14 protein-coding genes are annotated in these 18,340 nt (G+C 52.9%); 5 read left to right on the top strand and 9 right to left on the bottom strand.

Features of this window, described 5'->3' with window-relative positions; all coding sequences use genetic code 11:
• Position 1 precedes the first annotated feature (1 nt).
• The 3 genes from BLP45_RS08300 to BLP45_RS08290 all read left to right on the top strand — a co-directional run bounded on the left by BLP45_RS08300 (position 2) and on the right by BLP45_RS08290 (position 3,604).
• Entirely contained in the window at positions 2–436 is a 435-nt protein-coding gene (locus BLP45_RS08300; protein ID WP_090371639.1) for a ribulose bisphosphate carboxylase small subunit, read from the top strand.
• Positions 437–615: 179 nt separating this feature from the next.
• Positions 616–1,572, top strand: a complete 957-nt coding sequence (cbbX, locus tag BLP45_RS08295) for a CbbX protein (protein WP_218117973.1) — start codon at positions 616–618, stop codon at positions 1,570–1,572.
• Positions 1,573–1,747: 175 nt separating this feature from the next.
• Positions 1,748–3,604: an ABCB family ABC transporter ATP-binding protein/permease gene (locus tag BLP45_RS08290; protein WP_256327752.1), complete on the top strand. Its 1,857-nt coding sequence runs from the start codon at positions 1,748–1,750 to the stop codon at positions 3,602–3,604.
• Here the strand turns inward: BLP45_RS08290 and BLP45_RS08285 are convergent.
• The gene (locus BLP45_RS08285) at positions 3,601–7,632 is read right to left on the bottom strand and encodes a chemotaxis protein CheB (protein ID WP_256327751.1); all 4,032 of its coding nucleotides are present in this window, start codon (positions 7,630–7,632) and stop codon (positions 3,601–3,603) included. The genes BLP45_RS08290 and BLP45_RS08285 overlap by 4 nt on opposite strands.
• A 320-nt stretch (positions 7,633–7,952) precedes the next feature.
• Between BLP45_RS08285 and asd the strand changes: the two genes are divergently transcribed.
• The gene (asd, locus tag BLP45_RS08280; protein WP_090371633.1) at positions 7,953–8,819 is read left to right on the top strand and encodes an archaetidylserine decarboxylase; all 867 of its coding nucleotides are present in this window, start codon (positions 7,953–7,955) and stop codon (positions 8,817–8,819) included.
• A gap of 170 nt (positions 8,820–8,989) precedes the next feature.
• Here asd and galU read toward each other — a convergent pair whose 3' ends face one another.
• The 8 genes from galU to BLP45_RS08240 form a co-directional block, all read right to left on the bottom strand.
• A complete protein-coding gene (gene galU / locus BLP45_RS08275) occupies positions 8,990–10,030 on the bottom strand; it encodes a UTP--glucose-1-phosphate uridylyltransferase GalU (protein ID WP_090371823.1) in 1,041 nt (346 codons plus the stop codon).
• Between the two features lie 83 nt (positions 10,031–10,113).
• The gene (locus BLP45_RS08270) at positions 10,114–11,661 is read right to left on the bottom strand and encodes a cytochrome B6 (RefSeq protein ID WP_256327750.1); all 1,548 of its coding nucleotides are present in this window, start codon (positions 11,659–11,661) and stop codon (positions 10,114–10,116) included.
• Positions 11,662–12,027: 366 nt separating this feature from the next.
• Positions 12,028–12,843 (bottom strand): Crp/Fnr family transcriptional regulator, encoded by an 816-nt coding sequence (locus BLP45_RS08265; RefSeq protein ID WP_090371629.1) that lies wholly within the window; start codon positions 12,841–12,843, stop codon positions 12,028–12,030.
• A 509-nt stretch (positions 12,844–13,352) separates the two neighbouring features.
• Positions 13,353–13,760: a DUF4870 family protein gene (locus BLP45_RS08255; protein WP_090371625.1), complete on the bottom strand. Its 408-nt coding sequence runs from the start codon at positions 13,758–13,760 to the stop codon at positions 13,353–13,355.
• An 87-nt stretch (positions 13,761–13,847) separates the two neighbouring features.
• Entirely contained in the window at positions 13,848–14,018 is a 171-nt protein-coding gene (locus BLP45_RS14605) for a hypothetical protein (protein WP_176754705.1), read from the bottom strand.
• Positions 14,019–14,581: 563 nt separating this feature from the next.
• Entirely contained in the window at positions 14,582–15,736 is a 1,155-nt protein-coding gene (locus BLP45_RS08250; protein WP_090371623.1) for a cysteine desulfurase family protein, read from the bottom strand.
• 109 nt (positions 15,737–15,845) lie between these two features.
• Positions 15,846–16,316, bottom strand: a complete 471-nt coding sequence (gene iscR, locus BLP45_RS08245) for a Fe-S cluster assembly transcriptional regulator IscR (protein ID WP_090371621.1) — start codon at positions 16,314–16,316, stop codon at positions 15,846–15,848.
• A gap of 209 nt (positions 16,317–16,525) precedes the next feature.
• The gene (locus tag BLP45_RS08240) at positions 16,526–17,251 is read right to left on the bottom strand and encodes an RNA methyltransferase (RefSeq protein WP_090371619.1); all 726 of its coding nucleotides are present in this window, start codon (positions 17,249–17,251) and stop codon (positions 16,526–16,528) included.
• Positions 17,252–17,476: 225 nt separating this feature from the next.
• Between BLP45_RS08240 and BLP45_RS08235 the strand changes: the two genes are divergently transcribed.
• Entirely contained in the window at positions 17,477–18,286 is an 810-nt protein-coding gene (locus BLP45_RS08235; protein ID WP_090371617.1) for an inositol monophosphatase family protein, read from the top strand.
• The last annotated feature ends 54 nt before the right edge of the window (positions 18,287–18,340 follow it).

Genomic DNA, 18,340 nt, shown 5'->3' with positions numbered 1-18,340 from the left:
TATGATGACCAATGTAGGAAATCGTGTCACGCAAGGGCAGTTCTCTTTCCTGCCCCCGTTGACGGATAAGCAAATCTCGGCGCAAATCAAATACGCGCTGAAGAATGGCTGGGCCATAGGTGTCGAGTATACCGACGACCCGCATCCGCGCAACACCTATTGGGAAATGTTCGGCAATCCGATGTTTGACCTGAAAGACCCCGCCGGCATCCTCTCGGAGATCAACGACTGCCGCAAAACCTATCCGAATCATTATATCCGGGTAACGGCATTCAACTCGACACGAGGGGTGGAAAGTCCGACCATGTCGTACATTGTCAACCGTCCAAAGACAGAACCGGGCTTTGGCTTGATACGCCAGGAAGGGGAAGGCCGTAGCATTCGCTACACCGTTCATTCCTATGCAACTGACAAACCGGAAACCGAACGGTATTAACTAGGTTCCCCTCCCCTTTCAGGGGAGGGGCCGATTGGGCGGGATACAAAGCGGTGAGTTGGATATCCTCATTCAACTGCAGCCGATCCTGAATTCGGTGTTAAGCCCACTCATTTACAAATCAGAATATAGTTAAGGCACGTACTAATAACCTCACGTGCTTTATGCGTGGATCAATCGTGAAAAAAACTTCCCAAGAGCTCGCCCCCTCCGATAATAGTTCAGTCGATCTGGACGCCGAATTTCGCGCTTCCAACATCAAGGAGGTGCTGGATAAACTTGACCTTGAATTGATCGGTTTGAAGCCTGTGAAAACCCGCATCCGTGAGACTGCCGCGCTGCTGCTCGTCGATCGTGTGCGCAAGAAGTTGGGGCTGACCGCCGGTGCCCCAAGTCTGCACATGTGTTTCACCGGCAACCCCGGTACCGGAAAAACCACTGTGGCGCTGCGCATGTCCGAGATTCTGCATCGCTTGGGCTACGTGCGGGAAGGACACCTCGTTTCCGTCACGCGTGACGACCTGGTGGGTCAGTACATCGGCCACACCGCGCCTAAAACCAAGGAAGTATTGAAGAAGGCAATGGGCGGCGTCCTGTTCATTGATGAAGCCTATTACCTTTACAAGCCGGAGAATGAACGGGATTACGGGGCGGAATCCATAGAAATCCTTTTGCAAGCGATGGAGAATAATCGTGAAGATCTGGTTGTAATTCTGGCAGGCTACAAAGACCGGATGGACAAATTCTTCCACAGCAATCCCGGCATGCGTTCGCGTATCGCCCATCACATCGACTTCCCCGATTACAGCGCCGATGAGCTGCTTGCAATCGCCAAACTAATGCTGGCCGCGCAGAATTATCGCTTCAGCCGCGAGGGCGAAGAAGCATTCGGCGACTATATCCGGCTACGGATGAAGCTGGAGCACTTCGCCAACGCGCGCTCGATTCGCAATGCCCTTGACCGGTCACGGTTGCGACAGGCCAACCGCTTGTTCGAGGGAGCAAAAAAGAATCTATCGCGTACCGACTTGATGACCATCGAGGCCGAGGACATCCGCGCGAGCCGTGTGTTCAAAGAAGGTGCAGTTGACCTGGACGGCGATGAAGGTGCGAACGAGGTATTATCGAACAGCTGACTTCGGCATATTCATGCGGAAAAAATACAGATTCCGCTAACCGGCAAGAAAAATAGAAAAGTAGAAAAAGAAAAATAGGGGACAGACCACGGTTTCCCTACACCTCAGATAAATTGTCAGGAGGTCTAGGGAAACCGTGGTCTGTCCCCTATTTTTCTAACTCTCCGAATTAACAATGCGCCCCACCCGCTTGGAGAAACCTTTAGCCAATCGTAACGACTGGCAGACTATCCGCTCCTTGCTGCCCTATCTCTGGGAATTTAAAGGCCGGGTAATTATTGCTTTGGCGCTCCTGGTGATGGCCAAGCTTGCCAACGTCGCCGTGCCATTGGTTCTCAAAGAAATTATCGACGCACTCGATCAGCCTCGCGCCCTGATGGCCCTGCCCGTTCTGCTGCTTGTTGGTTACGGCATGCTACGCCTTTGCAGCACGCTGTTTGGGGAGTTGCGCGATGCGGTATTTGCCAAGGTGACACAGCGCGCGATCCGGCGGGTAGCGATTAAGGTATTTGGTCATTTACACGCGTTATCCTTGCGCTTTCACCTGGAGCGCCAGACCGGTGGTGTGTCGCGCGACATCGAGCGCGGAACGCGCGGCATCTCCTTTCTACTTAATTTCATGCTATTCAACATCCTGCCGACATTGCTGGAAATCGGCTTGGTAGCGGTTATTCTCCTTTCCAGGTATGACATCTTGTTTTCGGTGGTCATCCTTGTGACACTGGTTGCCTACATTGCGCTCACGCTGATCGTTACGGAGTGGCGCATGATTTTCCGCCGAACCATGAATGACATGGACTCAAAAGCCAATACTCAGGCTATCGACAGCTTGTTGAACTACGAAACGGTCAAATATTTCGGCAATGAGGCCTGGGAAGCGCGGCGTTACGACGAACATATGCAGAAGTGGGAGGCCGCGGCGGTGCGCAACCAGACTTCGCTCGCCGCGCTCAACTCCGGACAAAGCGCCATTATCGCGATAGGCGTAACGTTGCTATTGTGGCTTGCGGCTGACGGCGTGATCAAAGGCAGCATGACTCTGGGTGATCTGGTGCTGGTCAATGCTTTCATGCTGCAGCTATACATGCCATTGCATTTTCTTGGGTTTGTCTACCGGGAAATCAAGCACTCCTTGGCGGACATGGAAAAGATGTTCAAATTACTCGCCGAGAATGAAGAAATCAAAGACAAGCCGGGTGCGGCCAGCCTCATCCCGGGAGGTGCGGCGGTGCGCTTCGAGGGAGTCAGTTTTAGCTACGAACTCAATCGCCAGATTCTGTTTGATGTAAGCTTCGATATCCCGGCCGGACGTAATATTGCCGTAGTGGGACATAGCGGCTCCGGAAAGTCCACACTCGCACGGCTGCTATTCCGCTTTTACGATGTCACCTCCGGCCGAATTCTGATCAACGGCCAGCATATCGCCGATGTAACGCAGCAAAGTCTGCGTAAGGCCGTGGGTATCGTCCCGCAGGACACAGTCCTGTTTAACGATAGCATTTATTACAATATCGCTTACGGGCGCCCGGATGCGAGTCATGAAGAGGTATTCGAAGCTGCCAGATCAGCGCACATTCACGATTTCATCGAGAGCCTGCCGGAAAAGTACGAAACCATGGTAGGAGAACGCGGATTAAAACTTTCCGGGGGAGAAAAGCAACGTGTCGCCATCGCGCGCGCGATTCTGAAAAACCCTGCAATACTGATCTTTGACGAAGCCACCTCGGCGCTGGACTCGAAATCGGAAAAAGCCATCCAGGCGGAACTAAAACGTATCGCCGTCAATCGCACCACGCTTACTATCGCCCACCGGCTGTCCACCATCGCCGATGCCGACCAGATCCTGGTCATGAACAAGGGCAGCATTATTGAACGCGGCACGCATCGGGAGCTTCTTGCGGCAAACGGTACCTATGCGCATATGTGGGAACTTCAACAGCAGGAAGAGCAGACGCGGTTGCAACTGGCGGACGATCAGGAGCGGAAACCCGATATCATGGTAGCGACAACCGCTATCGCTTCCAAAACTTAACCATCATTCAACTTCATCGATTTCACGAGCTTATGGATTGACTCAGCGTCAACCGGTTTCACCAGATGATGTATGAACCCCGCATTCCTGGTTCGCTCCAGATCATCAGGCTGTCCGTAGCCGCTGAACGCAATCAGTACGGTCTTCTGCGTCTCGGCCATTTTCTGAAATTGGCCCGCCAGCTCTAATCCATCAGGTTCCGGCTTGCTCAAATCAAGCAGCGCGACATGCGGGACGAAGGAAGCTGCCTCTCGCAGGGCCGATCTGAAGTCGTAGGCCGTGCGAACCTCATATCCGTACGTAGTCATCAGCATGCTGATTGAATCCGCGCTGTCTATATTATCGTCGACGATCAGGATGCGTTCCTTGTCTGCCGACTCAGGCGCCACGCTTGTTACCGCGGCTGGAGCAGTCACGAAATCAACGAGGGGAAGCCGAAGCACAAACTCGCTCCCTTGGCCGAGCCCTTTGCTCGACGCCTTGATGGAACCGCCATGCAGGGCAGCGAGCTGGAACACCAGCGAAAGACCAATACCGAGCCCACTGCTTGATTTTCTGATAGCGCGTTCTTCCTGCATGAAAAGCGTAAATATTTTTGTCAGCATACGTGGAGATATGCCGATACCGTTATCCTTGATCGACATGAGAAACTCATTCCCTTCACGGCAGGCATCCAGCGAAATTTTGCCGCCTTCTTCGGTGAATTTCGCGGCATTGGTGAGCAGATTCTCCACGATCTGGATAAGGCGGACAGGATCGCCATTGACAAAAAGCGGCTCATCCCCGACTGTGACTGTTAAATCGTGTCCCCGCACATCAAGCAGCGTCTTCGTCGATTCCACCGCATGATGCACGACAACCGCCATATCTACGGTTTCCTTCCGGAGCGTCAAGGTGCCCCGGGTGAGCCTGGCAATGTCAAGCAAATCGTCCACCAGACGCGCCATATGATCCACTTGCCGCGTAATGGTTTCCCTTGCCCATACAAGGCGTTTATCGCCTGAATCAACAAACTGCAGCGCCTGAGCGGCGTTACGTATGGGCGAGAGCGGATTCCTGAGCTCGTGCCCCAGTATGGCAAGAAATTCATCCTTGCGCCGGTCGGCATTGCGCAGTTGTTCCTCGGCATTCTTGTGATATTGGATATCGACACTCGAACCGACAAAGCCAGCCAGCCGCTCCCGTTCAAACCGTGGCTCACCGACAAATTGCATCCAGTTATAGGCGCCATCCGCCTTGCGCAATCTCAATTCATGATCGTAGCCCTTGCACGCGGTTTCCGCGCTGGCGAGAACAGCCAGGTAACCCATCAGGTCGTCAGGGTGGACGAGGCTCTGCCATTCCGTTCCGAGCAGATCTTCAGTGGCTCGCCCTGTCTCGTCCACAAAACGGCGATTGACGAATTCGAGCTTGCCCCCGAGGCCGCTGATCCAGATAAATACGGGAGCATTGTCGGCAAGCGTGCGAAAACGTTTCTCGCTCTCCCGAACTTCCTGTTCCGCACGTTTGAGCGCATCAATCGGGACAAAGGTAACCACCACCCCTTCAATACGATTTTCTTCAATGCGGTAAGGCAACACACGGCGCAGGTAAAAATTTCCCTCGGCGGCACGGACTTCGTTTTCGGCCACCGACCCCGAGTTCTGAACCTGCTCCGCCACCGTTATCAGATCAGCTGGCTCGAGCCTGGATGCAAAATCGCTGATCGGGCGGCCCAGGTCGGATGGAATAAGGCTAAAAAGCCTGCAGGACGCGGGCGTGAAGCGCTTGATGCGAAGTTCGCGGTCGAGGAACAGGGTAGGCAGGTCGCTGCCGGCCAGCAAATTAGCAAGGTCATCGTTCGCCACGCGTAGTTCGTTGACGGTCCGCTCCAGATCATTATTGACGGTACTCAGTTCTTCATTCACCGACTGCAGTTCTTCCTTGGAAGTCTCCAATTCCTCATTAGCGGATTGAAGCTCCTCGTTCATCGACATCGCCTCTTCGTTGGCAATGCGAAGTTCGACATTGTTCGCTTCGAGCGCTTGAATCGAGGCTTCAAGATCCAGGCGCGTGGTGCGCAGGTCGTCCTCCAGCTGGCGTTTCGCCCACGATTCGGCATCGGCCACTGCCCGGTCCGGCTCGTTGCCGAGTGCCTCATGCTCGAACGAAATGAGCACAAGCCCGGTGTTCTCATCTCCAGCTTTGATGGCCCTGATACGTAACTGGCGGTTTCCTCCCGGTTGCGAGGGCAGTATGATTTCCCCCGTCTTCCCTTCGTTGCGAACCGCATGGATCACCGCTCGTAGCGCGCTGCGCATCTCATCCGATACCATAGCCAGCAGGTTCCGTGTTGTAGCGCCTTCCGGCTGCCATATGAATTCCTGGGTAGGTCCGTAAAAATATAATACTTGAGAGTCCCGGTCGATCAACACCGCAGTGGCGGAGCGCTGCCTTAGCAGAAGCTCCCGCACCAGTTCGGCGTGAGCCGCCCGCTGCGGCTGCCCCGTCCCCAGATTTGAGCCTAGCCGTGTCGTTAAGGTGTCAGGTACCAATGGGAGCTTGACCGGCATCTTCCGCTCGGTAGGTAAACAGCGATAAAGACGGTGTTGCTTATCGACCGGCGTAAATAGCTCATGGTGCTCGCCAACTGTTTCGGACTTTCCAAGAAACAGGTAGCCTTCCGGGTTTAGCGCGAAGTGAAACATCCGCAGAAGCTTGTCTTGCACTTCAGGCTTCATGTAAATCAGAAGATTCCGGCAGCTCACCAGGTGCATGTGCGAAAACGGCGGATCGGCCAATAAATTATGCTGCGAAAACATAACAGATTCTCGCAGTGCCTTGCGGACCATGAACTGGCCATCTTCGCTCCTGATAAAGTAGCGAGCCAGCAACTCGGGTTTTAATACCCTGCTAATGCTTTCCGGATACCTGCCGGCCCGGGCAATCTCCAGGGATGCATGGTCGAGATCGGAACCGATGATATTCAGTTTTATGCGCAAACCACCCTTGCCCATCAATTCAAGCAAGGCGATACCCATGCTATAGGCTTCTTCTCCCGTGGCACAACCAGCTACCCACGCGCGTAGCGCTTCGCCGGGAACAAGAGTTTCGATAACCTTTGGCAAAACCTGTTGCGCGAATGCTTGCCATGCCTGCGGTTCGCGGAAGAATTCGGTGACTTTAATCAGAAAATCCGCGCCCAATGCCACAATTTCGGGGGGAGCGTTCCGCAGGTAATCGGCATAAGCGTCCAGGCTGGTCAGTCCCTGCAATGCCATGCGCCGCTTCGTGCGGCGCATGAGCATTCCCTCTTTATACCCCCGAAAATCCCCGCCTCCATGCGTGCATAGCAGCGCAACGATTTCCCTCAGCGCATGCACTTCCTCGTCCGTCGGCGCCGCGGAGAGCTCAAACTTCCATAAAGAGGAATTGTCGATATATTGCGCAAGCGTCTGCCCCATCTCTTCGATCGGCAACACATAGTCGACCAGACCGGTATGTACCGCACTTTCCGGCATGCTGGGATGCTGGGCCGTCTCAGGCAACTGCGCCATAACCATTCCACCCGCTGCCTTGATGGCTTTGAGGCCCACAGTGCCATCATGATCAGCACCGGTAAGGACGATACAAATGGCCCGTTCCTGCTGTTCTTCCGCAAGCGACGTGAATAAGCAATCGATAGCCTTGGGCAAAGGACGTGGCTGAGGCATCCGCTGAAGACGTAGAAATCCGCTATCCAAAGTAAGATAATGATTGGGCGGAATGACGTAAACGCGGTCAGGCTCAACGGTTATATCGCCGAGAACCTGGATAACCGGCATTGAAGTACTCTTTGCCAGAATATCGGCCAAGCGGCTGGGATGAGCCGGGGCAAGATGCACTACCACAATGTAAGCAATGCCACGGGTCGAAGGGAGAGACTTGAACAATCTTTGCAGAGCCTCCACACCCCCCGCCGAGGCTCCCACTCCTACTACTGGAAATGGTCTGGGCTCGTTCCCCGTAGATCTGTCGCTCGACTGGGTATCTGGAAGGCAACTTTCCATTGGAGAATTGCCTGGAATGTTGGCAATTTGGAGGGATTTTTTGTCGTCAGCTTCTGTCATAGAGAAATAACCTATAGCAGCTGATAGCCTAACTGCCCGATAGCCCGACAGCACGATACTTAAGGCGGTACAAAAAAACAGTGTAGCACGTGCAAGCAAAAACGTTAGACATTCGAATCAACGCGGTGTGTCGTACACAAGTTCCGATTTGATCGGTTTTATATTCGTAAACCGGCAGGCATGATCATTTCAATCATATTAAGACTTAATTAACGCAAGCTATTATAATTCCCCACTATTTTTGCTTCAGGTATCCCAACGTGTTCACTGCTCTTTCAGTATTTCCTCAATATCTGCTACCCAAGCAGGCAATCACCGAGTTGGCGGGCAAATTTGCCAAAGCCAATGCCGGCCGGCTTACCACATTTGCCATTCGCCGTTTCGTCAGGCATTACAGGGTTGACATGGACGAAGCGGTTAATCCTGATATCCATAGCTATCGCACGTTTAATGACTTTTTTACGCGCGCGTTGTTACCGGAAAAGCGTCCCATTGCCGATGCGAGCTATATTTGCCCCATTGACGGGGCCATAAGCCAATTAGGGGTGATTCGCAGCAATCAGATAATTCAGGCTAAAGGGCATAATTACTCCACTATTGCCCTGATAGGCGGCGACAGCGAATTGGCCGAAAAATTTTATGACGGCAGCTTCGCGACCCTGTATTTGAGTCCGAAGGATTATCACCGGGTTCACATGCCATGTGCCGGCCGGTTGACGCGGATGATTTACATTCCCGGCACGTTATTTTCAGTGAATCCTGGAACGGTCCGGGGCGTGCCCGGGCTATTCGCGCGCAACGAGCGGGTGGTTTGCGTGTTTGAATCGGCCTCCGGCCCGTTTGTATTAGTACTGGTGGGAGCCACTATTGTAGGAAGCATATCCACTGTGTGGCATGGCGTGGTCAATCCTCGACATTCCCCCGGTAGACGCAAGGTTCGGGAGTGGCGATATGATTCACAAGCTTTGATGTTCAAAAAAGGCGATGAAATGGGCCGATTTCAGCTAGGTTCGACAGTGGTAATGTTATTCCCCAAAAACGAAATGGCGTTTAACCCGCGCTGGACGCCTGGGCGAACGGTTCGCTTTGGTGAAGCGATGGGCGCGAAGACCGGGGGGAACGGTTAAAGCCGGTCGAGCGAACCATTTCTATTTACACGCCCTTATGAGCGCAGCATGGGGTACGCTACTCGCTTCACCCGCCTACAGATAGTCAACTGGAAGTAGTCAATGGGACCTGCCTATAACCCTATGGCAGATCATGCTTGTCCAGAACATTTGGCACAACATCGTTATAGTCAGGCACTCTTTAACATTGCAGCCGGCCGCGTATCCAGCTCGTTTTTACTTACGGAATCAGAGGAACACGAAGTCTCGCTAATGAGTTGTTGCGCGACGCGCAGCAATGTTTCACGAAATTCCCTGCCTACCTCCGGATGCTGCAAGCCGTATGCCATCGTCGCTTCCAGGAAGCCTGCTTTACTCCCGCAGTCATAATGTTTACCCTGATAGCGGTAAGTCATCACCGGTTCCGATTTCAGAAGACGTGAAATTCCGTCCGTGAGCTGAATTTCTCCTCCAATCCCTGGGTCCAGATTTGCAATGCATTCGAAAATTGCGGGTGAAAGAACATAGCGTCCTACGATAGCCATGGTCGATGGCGCTGTGTCAGGAGAAGGTTTTTCCACCACGCTGCGAATCCTCGTACTAAAACTTTCCGCATCCGGGTGGACCGCGTCAACAATACCATAGCGGCGGGTATCTTCGCGAGGTACCGATCGGATAGCCACCAAGCTGTTCGGCACTCGTTCATACTGGGAAATCATCTGTGCCAGTGCCGGGGGCTGGCCATTAATCAGATCATCCGGAAGCAGCACGGCAAAAGGCTCGTCACCAATCAGATGCCGTGCGCAAAGAATTGCATGCCCCAGTCCTCTGGGCTCTTCCTGGCGGACAAAACTGAACTTAATACCACACGGTATTAACTGCCGTAACATTTTCAATGAAGCAAATTTTCCCTGCGACGTTAGCTCGCCTTCAAGTTCCACTGCGCGATGCAGGTGGTCCTCGATGGCGCGCTTGCTGCGATGCGTTACAAAAATTATCTCTTCAATACCAGCCGCCGCCGCTTCGTCCACAGCATACTGAATGAGCGGGCGGTCCACGATGGGCAACATTTCTTTAGCGATTGCCTTTGTCGCGGGCAGAAAGCGGGTACCCAGTCCCGCGACCGGAAATACTGCCTTACGTACCGCTTTCACGGGCTTGCGAAAAGACGAGCCATTCAATGAAAGTGCTTCCTTCCGGTTTATCGGTGCTGGTGTCGCGGAAATGCTCATAAATATCTCCTTGGTTATTTCGTCTTTTGATCGGATGACGCCATCATTGAACTGCAAAGATCCGGCTGGTCGTAAAAGCGGTCTCATAATTGCCGCATGTAGGCGACAAGATCAGACTTCTCCTCGTCGGTAAGCTTCAGTTGCAACACCAGATTGAAGAACTCAACGGTATCTTCGAGGGTTAATAAACGGCCATCGTGCAGATAAGGGGGACTGTCTTTAATGCCCCGCAAGGTGAAAGTTTTCATTGGCCCGTCACCCGGCTCATTAACAAAACGCTCAAGCTTCAGATCATGCATTTGATGGTCAAGGAAAGCGGGCGGCTTATGGCAACCCGCACACTGGCCTTTCCCGAAAAAGAGTTTCTCGCCGCGGAGTTCCTTCTCGTTTGCCTTGGCCGGATCGAGCCGCCCTTGGCTATCCAGTTTTGGCGCGGGGGGGAAATCCAGCATGTTCTGCAGCTGTGCCATATGGCTCACATGGATTCGATCGAAAATCGTGAAACCCTTTTTCATGGCATGAATTGGATCACCATTGAAATAGGCTGTGCGGAACTCAAACTCGGTGAAGTCCTCCACCGAGCGCAAGCTGCGCTTCGAACCATGAATCTGCTGGTTATACAGTCCGCGCAGGCTGGTGGTATCCAGCCGGAAACGTCGTTGCTCCGGTCTGTTATCAGGGTTTAGATGGAACTGTCCCGTCGTATGGCCGTTCACATGGCAGTCAAAACAGGTAACCCCCAGGCTGGGTTCCTTACTTTTACGATCATCGGTAGGGTTAAACTCTTCTTGTGGAAAAGGGGTCAGCAGCATTCTCAGGCCGTCCAACTGCACAGGCGTCAGAATATCCTTGAACAAACGGTAAAAATTGTTGATCGAGACAATCTCTCCGCGCGAAACATCTCCCAGCTCAGGCCGGGTTTGAAGAAAAATAGCGGGCGGAAACTCGGGCAGGAACGCGTCGGGCAAATCAAACTCGACGTCAAACCGCTCCAGCCGCGGGAACATATTAACCTGAACTTGAGGGAAAACCTGTCCGCCGGGCGATTGTTTAGGATGAGGCAATGAGGGGTATGGAAATACCTTCTGGCTACGTATGTCCGACGGAGACATACTGGCCAGCTTTTCCCAGCTCATCCCGGCTGCTAGACGAGCAGTGGGTCCCACGGCCAAAGGCTTCCCGCGCGACATCTTTGCCTCCGGATCAAGCCTTGGTGTCAGATCATATCGGCGTAACAGTAGCTGATGCTGCGTTTTCATGACCTTGGCACGCTCTGCCACGTCGGCTTTCATGGTCTCTTCAAACGTTTGCATCGGTTTCTTGGCATTCAAGGGATCACGATAAAAATCGAATCCTAGTATTTTTCCATCATCAGGCTGATTCTCAAAAGCGGGGGAAGAAGGCATCGCATTCGGCGCGGCAAAGACGTTGGAACGGTCGTGTTCGCTCTTCTTCTGTTCGGGCCGCGTCACGGAGGTCTCGCGCACTGTCTGAGCCCTGACGACAGCGTCGCGCGATTGGGCGCTTGCCGAGCGCGCTTCGTCGTCGTTCTGGGCCGTGGCGCTGTTCATTCCCGCGCCAAAACTGACCAGCCCCAAACCTAGTATCAGAACATTCATCTTTTTCATCATGGTCTCCATTATCGACTTGGTATTTCAACTTTTGGATAATGTCCAAATGGGTATCCGGCTACAGGTATCCGGCTGGTAACGCCGACTACATATTCTTCCTCATTAATGGAGACATATCTGTACGACACCGCACACACTAGGCCCGAATATTTCCCCGATCGCGGCTGGGAAATGAAGCAGCGTGGGAAAATGGCAGGGCTAGCCCCGCCGACAGCGAATTAACAAAAAACGACGGAATGAGGAGAATTAAGGATTTTGGAGAGCAATAGGACTCTATCGGTCAAAAGGACGGGTACTGGCGCTTTGCAGCAATTTGCGGCAGGCTTCTGACTCAGAAGAAAATAATCGGAACCATCTGCAATGGCATCAGGTTTTGATTAAAGAGCTCTGCCTGGTTTCTTGAAAATATCCTTCGGTCGTTTTTTGCGAAACGTCGTCGGAAGCAATGTTGATAGCCGAGGGGAAAGGCCCCAGCAAGCGCTCGTACTCCTTCCTTACCAGCATATAACTCTCGCCTGCGCTAGCTTCCAGCTGGCGGCGGTCCACTACCGCAAGATGACCGCGCCTGCAACGGATCGCGCCGGCCATTTGTAATTTATTTGCGGCTACCGTTATGCTTTCCCGGCGGACACCAAGCATAATTGCAACTTGTTCGTGCGTGACATGAAGTTCGTTACCGGACAGGCGATCCAGATTCATCAGCAGGAAATAGCTCAACTGTTGGTCGATGGTATGGTATCGGTTACCAACCGCAATCTGCTCTGTTTGGATTATCAGCGCCTGTGCGAACCGCAAAAGAAGCCGCCGTAACTCTCCACTTGCCTCAAATTCCTTTTTGAGAAAACTTGCCTTAATGCGGTAAGCATTGCCTGCGCTTTGCACGATCACGCGTGCCGGACTGGTTTCGCTACCAAGGAGAAAAGGGATACCGACCAAGCCCTCGTTGCCAATGACTCCAATTTGTGTGGATGACCCGTCTTCCATCTCATACAGGCGCACGGCAATACAACTGGCGGGAAAATACAAATGATTAATCGGAAGGCCGGGCTCGTAGATCGCATGGCCTACCGGCAAGTGCACAAATTCAAGAAGAGGTAATAGGCGCGTATAGTCGCCAAGGGATAGTGCTGCAAGTATCCTGTTCTGCTTCGGGCTTTGTCTCGGATTTTGGGACAGGGACATGACGGACCTCTCAATATCAGCACTAGCAGCGCTTCAGACTCTTTTTTTATCCATGAATCTTCTTCGTCGAAGATCGGTAAAAAAAGGAGGCGACTCACCTTTTCTCTTACCACCCGGCCTAACTATTCTAGCCGCTGCCGACCTTCCACTCGCAGCGTACGAGCTTACGCTTCCGTTCCCCCTGCGCCTGTTCAAGTATGTGCGACAGGTTGACGTTCTGGAACTACCTCCACTTAAAAAGTGGCTGAAGATCGTGTCATATTAATAAGCGCGATTACTCAAGACTGTACGGCGACACACATAAGGCGAAGAAGTCGGTTTATGCCTGCTCGCCAATGGAAAAGCAGGAGTGCTAGTCGCGGATACGAATGAGAGAAATCAACAGTCTCAATGACGAATGAAAATATCCCGATATTCGGGACCATGTCCCTGGCAGGCTGCAATCAAGCCGTATAGGAAATGACGACGAAATGTGATGGATTACGGGAACGGCGCTGACAGCCTGTCGTTCAGGCCGGCATAGACTTGCCGTCATTGAGTGCGGTCCAGCCGCGGATAATGCGGTAGAACACCCAGAGACCGGCGCCCACAGCCAGAATGTAGGCAAATATGATGCCAATCACGGTGACGAAAAGAATCGCTGCAATCACCAGCCAAAACAACGTATACCAGAATGTGCGGATCTGCCAGCCGAAATGGGAATCGAGATAGGTGCCACGCACGTCATCGCGCTTTGCGTAGTTAATGATTACCGCAATGATGGAAGGCCAGCCGGTGAGGAAAGTTGTAATAATAAGCGCCGGTCCGAGAATTCCCATCAAGACACTGAAACCGTGCAGCAGATAAATAATATGCGTGAGACGAACGAGGCCGCGCTGAGGGACGACAGATACAATGCGTGAATTGCTTTCGAGCATTCCCTTATACCTCTACTTCTACGCCAGCCCTGCCGGATTTTCCGACAATCTAACCTCCCATCCGCCGTCCGGCAGCGCGCTGGGAATTCATCCGGTTTTTCCTGCATCTTCCGTATCCGCCGTATTCAGAGGCTGATCCGTGTTCTCATCGGACTGTATCTTGGCTTTATCAAGCTTACGCTGCCTTTTTTCTTCTTGTTTCTTCTTTTTAATTAAGTCCCTTTGACGTTTCTCATATTGAAAATTAGGTTGTGCCAACTTATACCCCTTTTAGAGAGATTCTTAAGAGAGATTCTCGATGTGAAAAATTTTCGAGAAAGGATTCTTTAAGGTGATTCTACACATAAAGATTAAATCGTCAGAACAAAATGAGTATCCAGACAGGCCAGCAGCTTGCTGGACCTGAAGAACCGAAGCGAAAAGACGAGCGGACGAAGATAGATTCTGACGATCTTGCTGGTCAATCTGGTGAAAAAAACGCAATAGGGACCGGTCAAGCGTTTTTGTAGCCGATTTCCTTAAGTCGGAAAGGCTGCCAGATAACAAATACCGCCCTCAAATTTCATCACATGGTGGAAAAGATTGCAACTTTTACCAGGGGTGCGGCAGCTTGGAAAACCATTGCAGGAGATATGAAAACCGCTGGGCATGCATGATTGAAACCATTGAATCAAACCTTGACGTATCAGAAGCGGTAACTTGAGTGCACGACCATTCAGCTTCTACACCGCTTTCACCATCTGTGCACCATCCTGCAGACCGAAGACTCTGCTGGATGCATACATGGACTGAAGATCCCGTTTTGGCATGTACTCCTTTATTCAAATTGTAACCAGATTCATCCGTTTCAACTCGTCCGCCACGCTGCTCAGGGCTTTAAGAAAAGTTTCCACTTGCGCCAGGGAATTATTACTGCCCAGGCTGACCCGGACCGCACAACGCGCCAACATCGGCTCCACTCCCATCGCTTCCAGCACGTGGCTTTGGCCAGGATTCACGCTGGAGCAGGCGGCGCCGCTCGCTACTGCGAAACCGGCCTTGTCGAGACGAACCACCAGCGTATCACCTTCGATGCCCGGCAACGCGAAGTAGCACGTATTGGGAAGACGTGTCGCGCCAGAACCGAAAATAACAGCGCCCATTTCAACCAAGCCCTGTTCCAACCGCGAACGCATGGCCACAATACGCGCAGTCCTTTCCGCTAACCGCGTTTTAGCTAATCCGCAAGCGACACCGAATCCCACTATGGCGGGAACATTTTCGGTACCGGAGCGCAACCCGTTCTCATGGCCACCCCCGTAAATCAGCGGTTTCAACAATAGCCGCTTGTCCATGATCAGTGCTGCTGCGCCTTTGGGACCATAAATCTTGTGGGCGGACAGCGTCATGGCGTGTACCTTGAGCGAGGTGAAATCCACCGGGATTTTGCCAAATGCCTGTACCGCATCGGTGTGCATCCATGCCCCGCGTCCCCTGGCTTTCTCTGCAACTGCGGACACGTCCTGAATGACACCGGTTTCATTGTTCGCCAGCATCACCGACACCAGGCCAGGCTGTTGCTCCCTCATGGCGTCATCGGCGTCAGCCAGATTCACCCGGCCCAGATTATCGACCGCCAGGCGCCGCAAGTTCCACCTCCCGTTTGCGTTGCGTGCCAATTCCTGCGCCGCCCGCATGACACACGGATGCTCAACCGCACTAACGACAACGCTCGCCGGTTTCAGGTAGCCTGCCGCCCCGTGGATGAACAAATTATTCGCCTCCGACCCGCCACTGGTAAAAACCACTTGTGCGGGCTGCACGCCAATCGCGTCCGCCACCTGCTCCCGCGCCTGGTTCACCGCCTGGCGGGCCGTCATGCCGCTAGCATGGCGGCTGGAAGGATTGCCGGACTCCTTTTGAAAATACGGCAGCATCGCATCCAGCACCAGGTCATCGACTGCGGTTGTAGCATTATGGTCGAAATATACGTGCATCACTTATTCTTCATTCTCGCGGAATGCCATTCTTTGGCGCGCCTCGATTCCAAAGAAAATCCAACTCTCGATACGCTATCGGCAATGAAACCTCGCACTCGCACTCAGGTTAAGCCAGCGCCGTTTCTTCTGGTCGCTTGTATGCTCTCATGTCTTGCAATACCGCAATATCCTTCACCTTAGGGCTTGCCACCAGTTGCTCCAGGGTGACCAGCGCCAGGTAATCACGTATCCGGGCATTGAGACTGGCCCACAAATCGTGCGTCATGCAACGCTGGTCATTGTGGCAGTTTTCCTTGCCCCCGCATTGGGTCGCATCAATTGGCTCATCCACCGCCAGAATAATATCAACGACAGATACTTCACTCATTGGTTTCGCGAGACAGTAACCACCACCTGGACCACGCACGCTGCCTACCAATTTATTGCGTCGCAGTTTTCCGAATAATTGCTCCAGATAAGATAGTGAAATCTTTTGGCGTTCGCTGATGCCCGCCAACGTAACAGGCCCTTCTCCACTGTGCAAGGCGAGATCAATCATCGCCGTTACCGCAAAACGCCCCTTGGTCGTCAATCGCATTTTTTGCTCCCAACAGAATTAATATCTCGTTCAAATTTGCTGAATCATCGTAGTTAATACCCGACAATGTTGGTCAAGTATATAAAGTCCCTTTAACTCGGTCAACTATTTTGTTCCAGTGGCCGGGATCGAACGCATCCCTACGATTCAAGAAGTGGACTCATGCGCATGCAGCCGGCGCTTAAAATTCATCCCCGGAGAGAGTGAGGTTACATCCATTTTTCAAGGGTGCTCAAGACGCCTCGAAGTACATTCACTTCTTCTTTTTCCAATCGGGCACGGGCAAACAACCGCCGCATCCGCTGCGTAAATCGTTTGGGTTCCCGCGGATCCAGAAAACCACTACGAATCGCAACCCGTTCCAGATGATGGTGAAATAATTCAATCTCATTGAAACTTGCCGGCTTGTTTAACGCTGGAGAAACAGATCCGGGTTCCGGCAGGGCCATGCGTAATTCATACGCCATTACCTGCACGGCGCTGGCGAGATTAAGGGAGGAGTAGTTTGGGTTGGCGGGAATATGCACAACAATTTGGCACTTGCTCACTTCCATCGTGGTGAGGCCGGACATTTCCGTACCGAAAACCAGAGCTACCGGATATTGCCGCGCATGATCGATCAATTCCACTGCCCCGTGGCGTGCATCAAAAACTTCATGGGAGAGATCGCGCGGACGAGCGGTAACTGCCGCCGCCAGAACCGTATCACGCAAAGCCTCGTCAAGATTTGCGCAAACTTTCGTATTGTTCAACACATCCCACGCTCCGGCAGCGCGTACTTCCGCTTCCTTGTCGGGAAATGACTTGGGGTTCACCAGATAGAGCGAGCACAGCCCCATCGTTTTCATTGCCCGCGCCGTTGCGCCGATATTACCGGGATGGCTGGGATGGCTTAACACCACGCGGACGTTATCAAGGGGGCAGGAGGGGTTCATATTAAACCCGGATATCCATCAGAAATAATCCATGCAGCGGCTCCTCAAGCCTGCCCGAGTACGGCCAGCTTGCGGCCATTTTTGCCGTTTGTCCGGCCTCCATAGAGCGGGCGATAGACTTCTCCCGACCAACAAAAACCGTCTTGTAGACTGCCTCGCCATCATCTCGCGTCCTGATGGATTATCTGGGTTAAAATCGCACTCTCCTAATTCTGAATCCACAAAATGCATCCTATGCTCACCACAGCGGTCAAAGCCGCGCGCCGCGCAGGCGGAATTATCAATCGTGCCGCGCAGAACCTCGATTTGTTGCACGTTTCGCGCAAGGCGCATAATGATTTCGTCAGTGAGGTGGATGGCGCGGCGGAAGATGCCATCATCAAAGTGCTGCTGGATGCCTACCCCAACCATTCGATTCTAGCAGAAGAAAGTGGTGCTCAAGGTGATCCGGGAAATTCCGAATACCAATGGATTATCGACCCGCTCGACGGCACCACCAATTTTCTTCACGGCTTTCCCCAGTACTCGGTGTCGATCGCGCTGATGCATAAAAACATACCGGTCCAGGCAGTCGTATATGACCCCTCCGCCAATGAATTATTCACCGCCAGCCGCGGACGCGGTGCTTATCTCAACGATCACCGGCTGCGCGTAAGCAAGCGGACGCAACTCGCAGACTGCCTGATCGGCACCGGTTTCCCGTTTCGTGAATTTTCGCATGCGGAGGCCTATCTCGCCATGTTCAAGGACATCATGCCCAGGGTCGCCGGCATTCGTCGTCCCGGTTCGGCAGCGCTGGACCTGGCCTACCTCGCCGCGGGACGCTACGACGGTTTCTGGGAAATGGGTCTATCGCCGTGGGACATCGCTGCCGGTTGCCTCCTCATTACTGAAGCGGGCGGACTGTTAGGCGATCTGGAGGGCAACGCCACGTATATGGATAGCGGCAATCTGCTTGCCGGCAATCCAAAAATATTTGGACAACTGCTGCAAGTGATTGCACCGCACCTGACACGAGAGCTAAAAACAAACTGAGAACGGCCCCATTCATGGGAGCAGTCCGACATAGTCGGCAAACAGAACTGCCGG

It is taken from the genome of Nitrosospira sp. Nl5 (assembly GCF_900102495.1).
Taxonomy (GTDB): Bacteria; Pseudomonadota; Gammaproteobacteria; order Burkholderiales; family Nitrosomonadaceae; genus Nitrosospira.
This window is presented reverse-complemented; position numbering and strand designations above follow the sequence as displayed.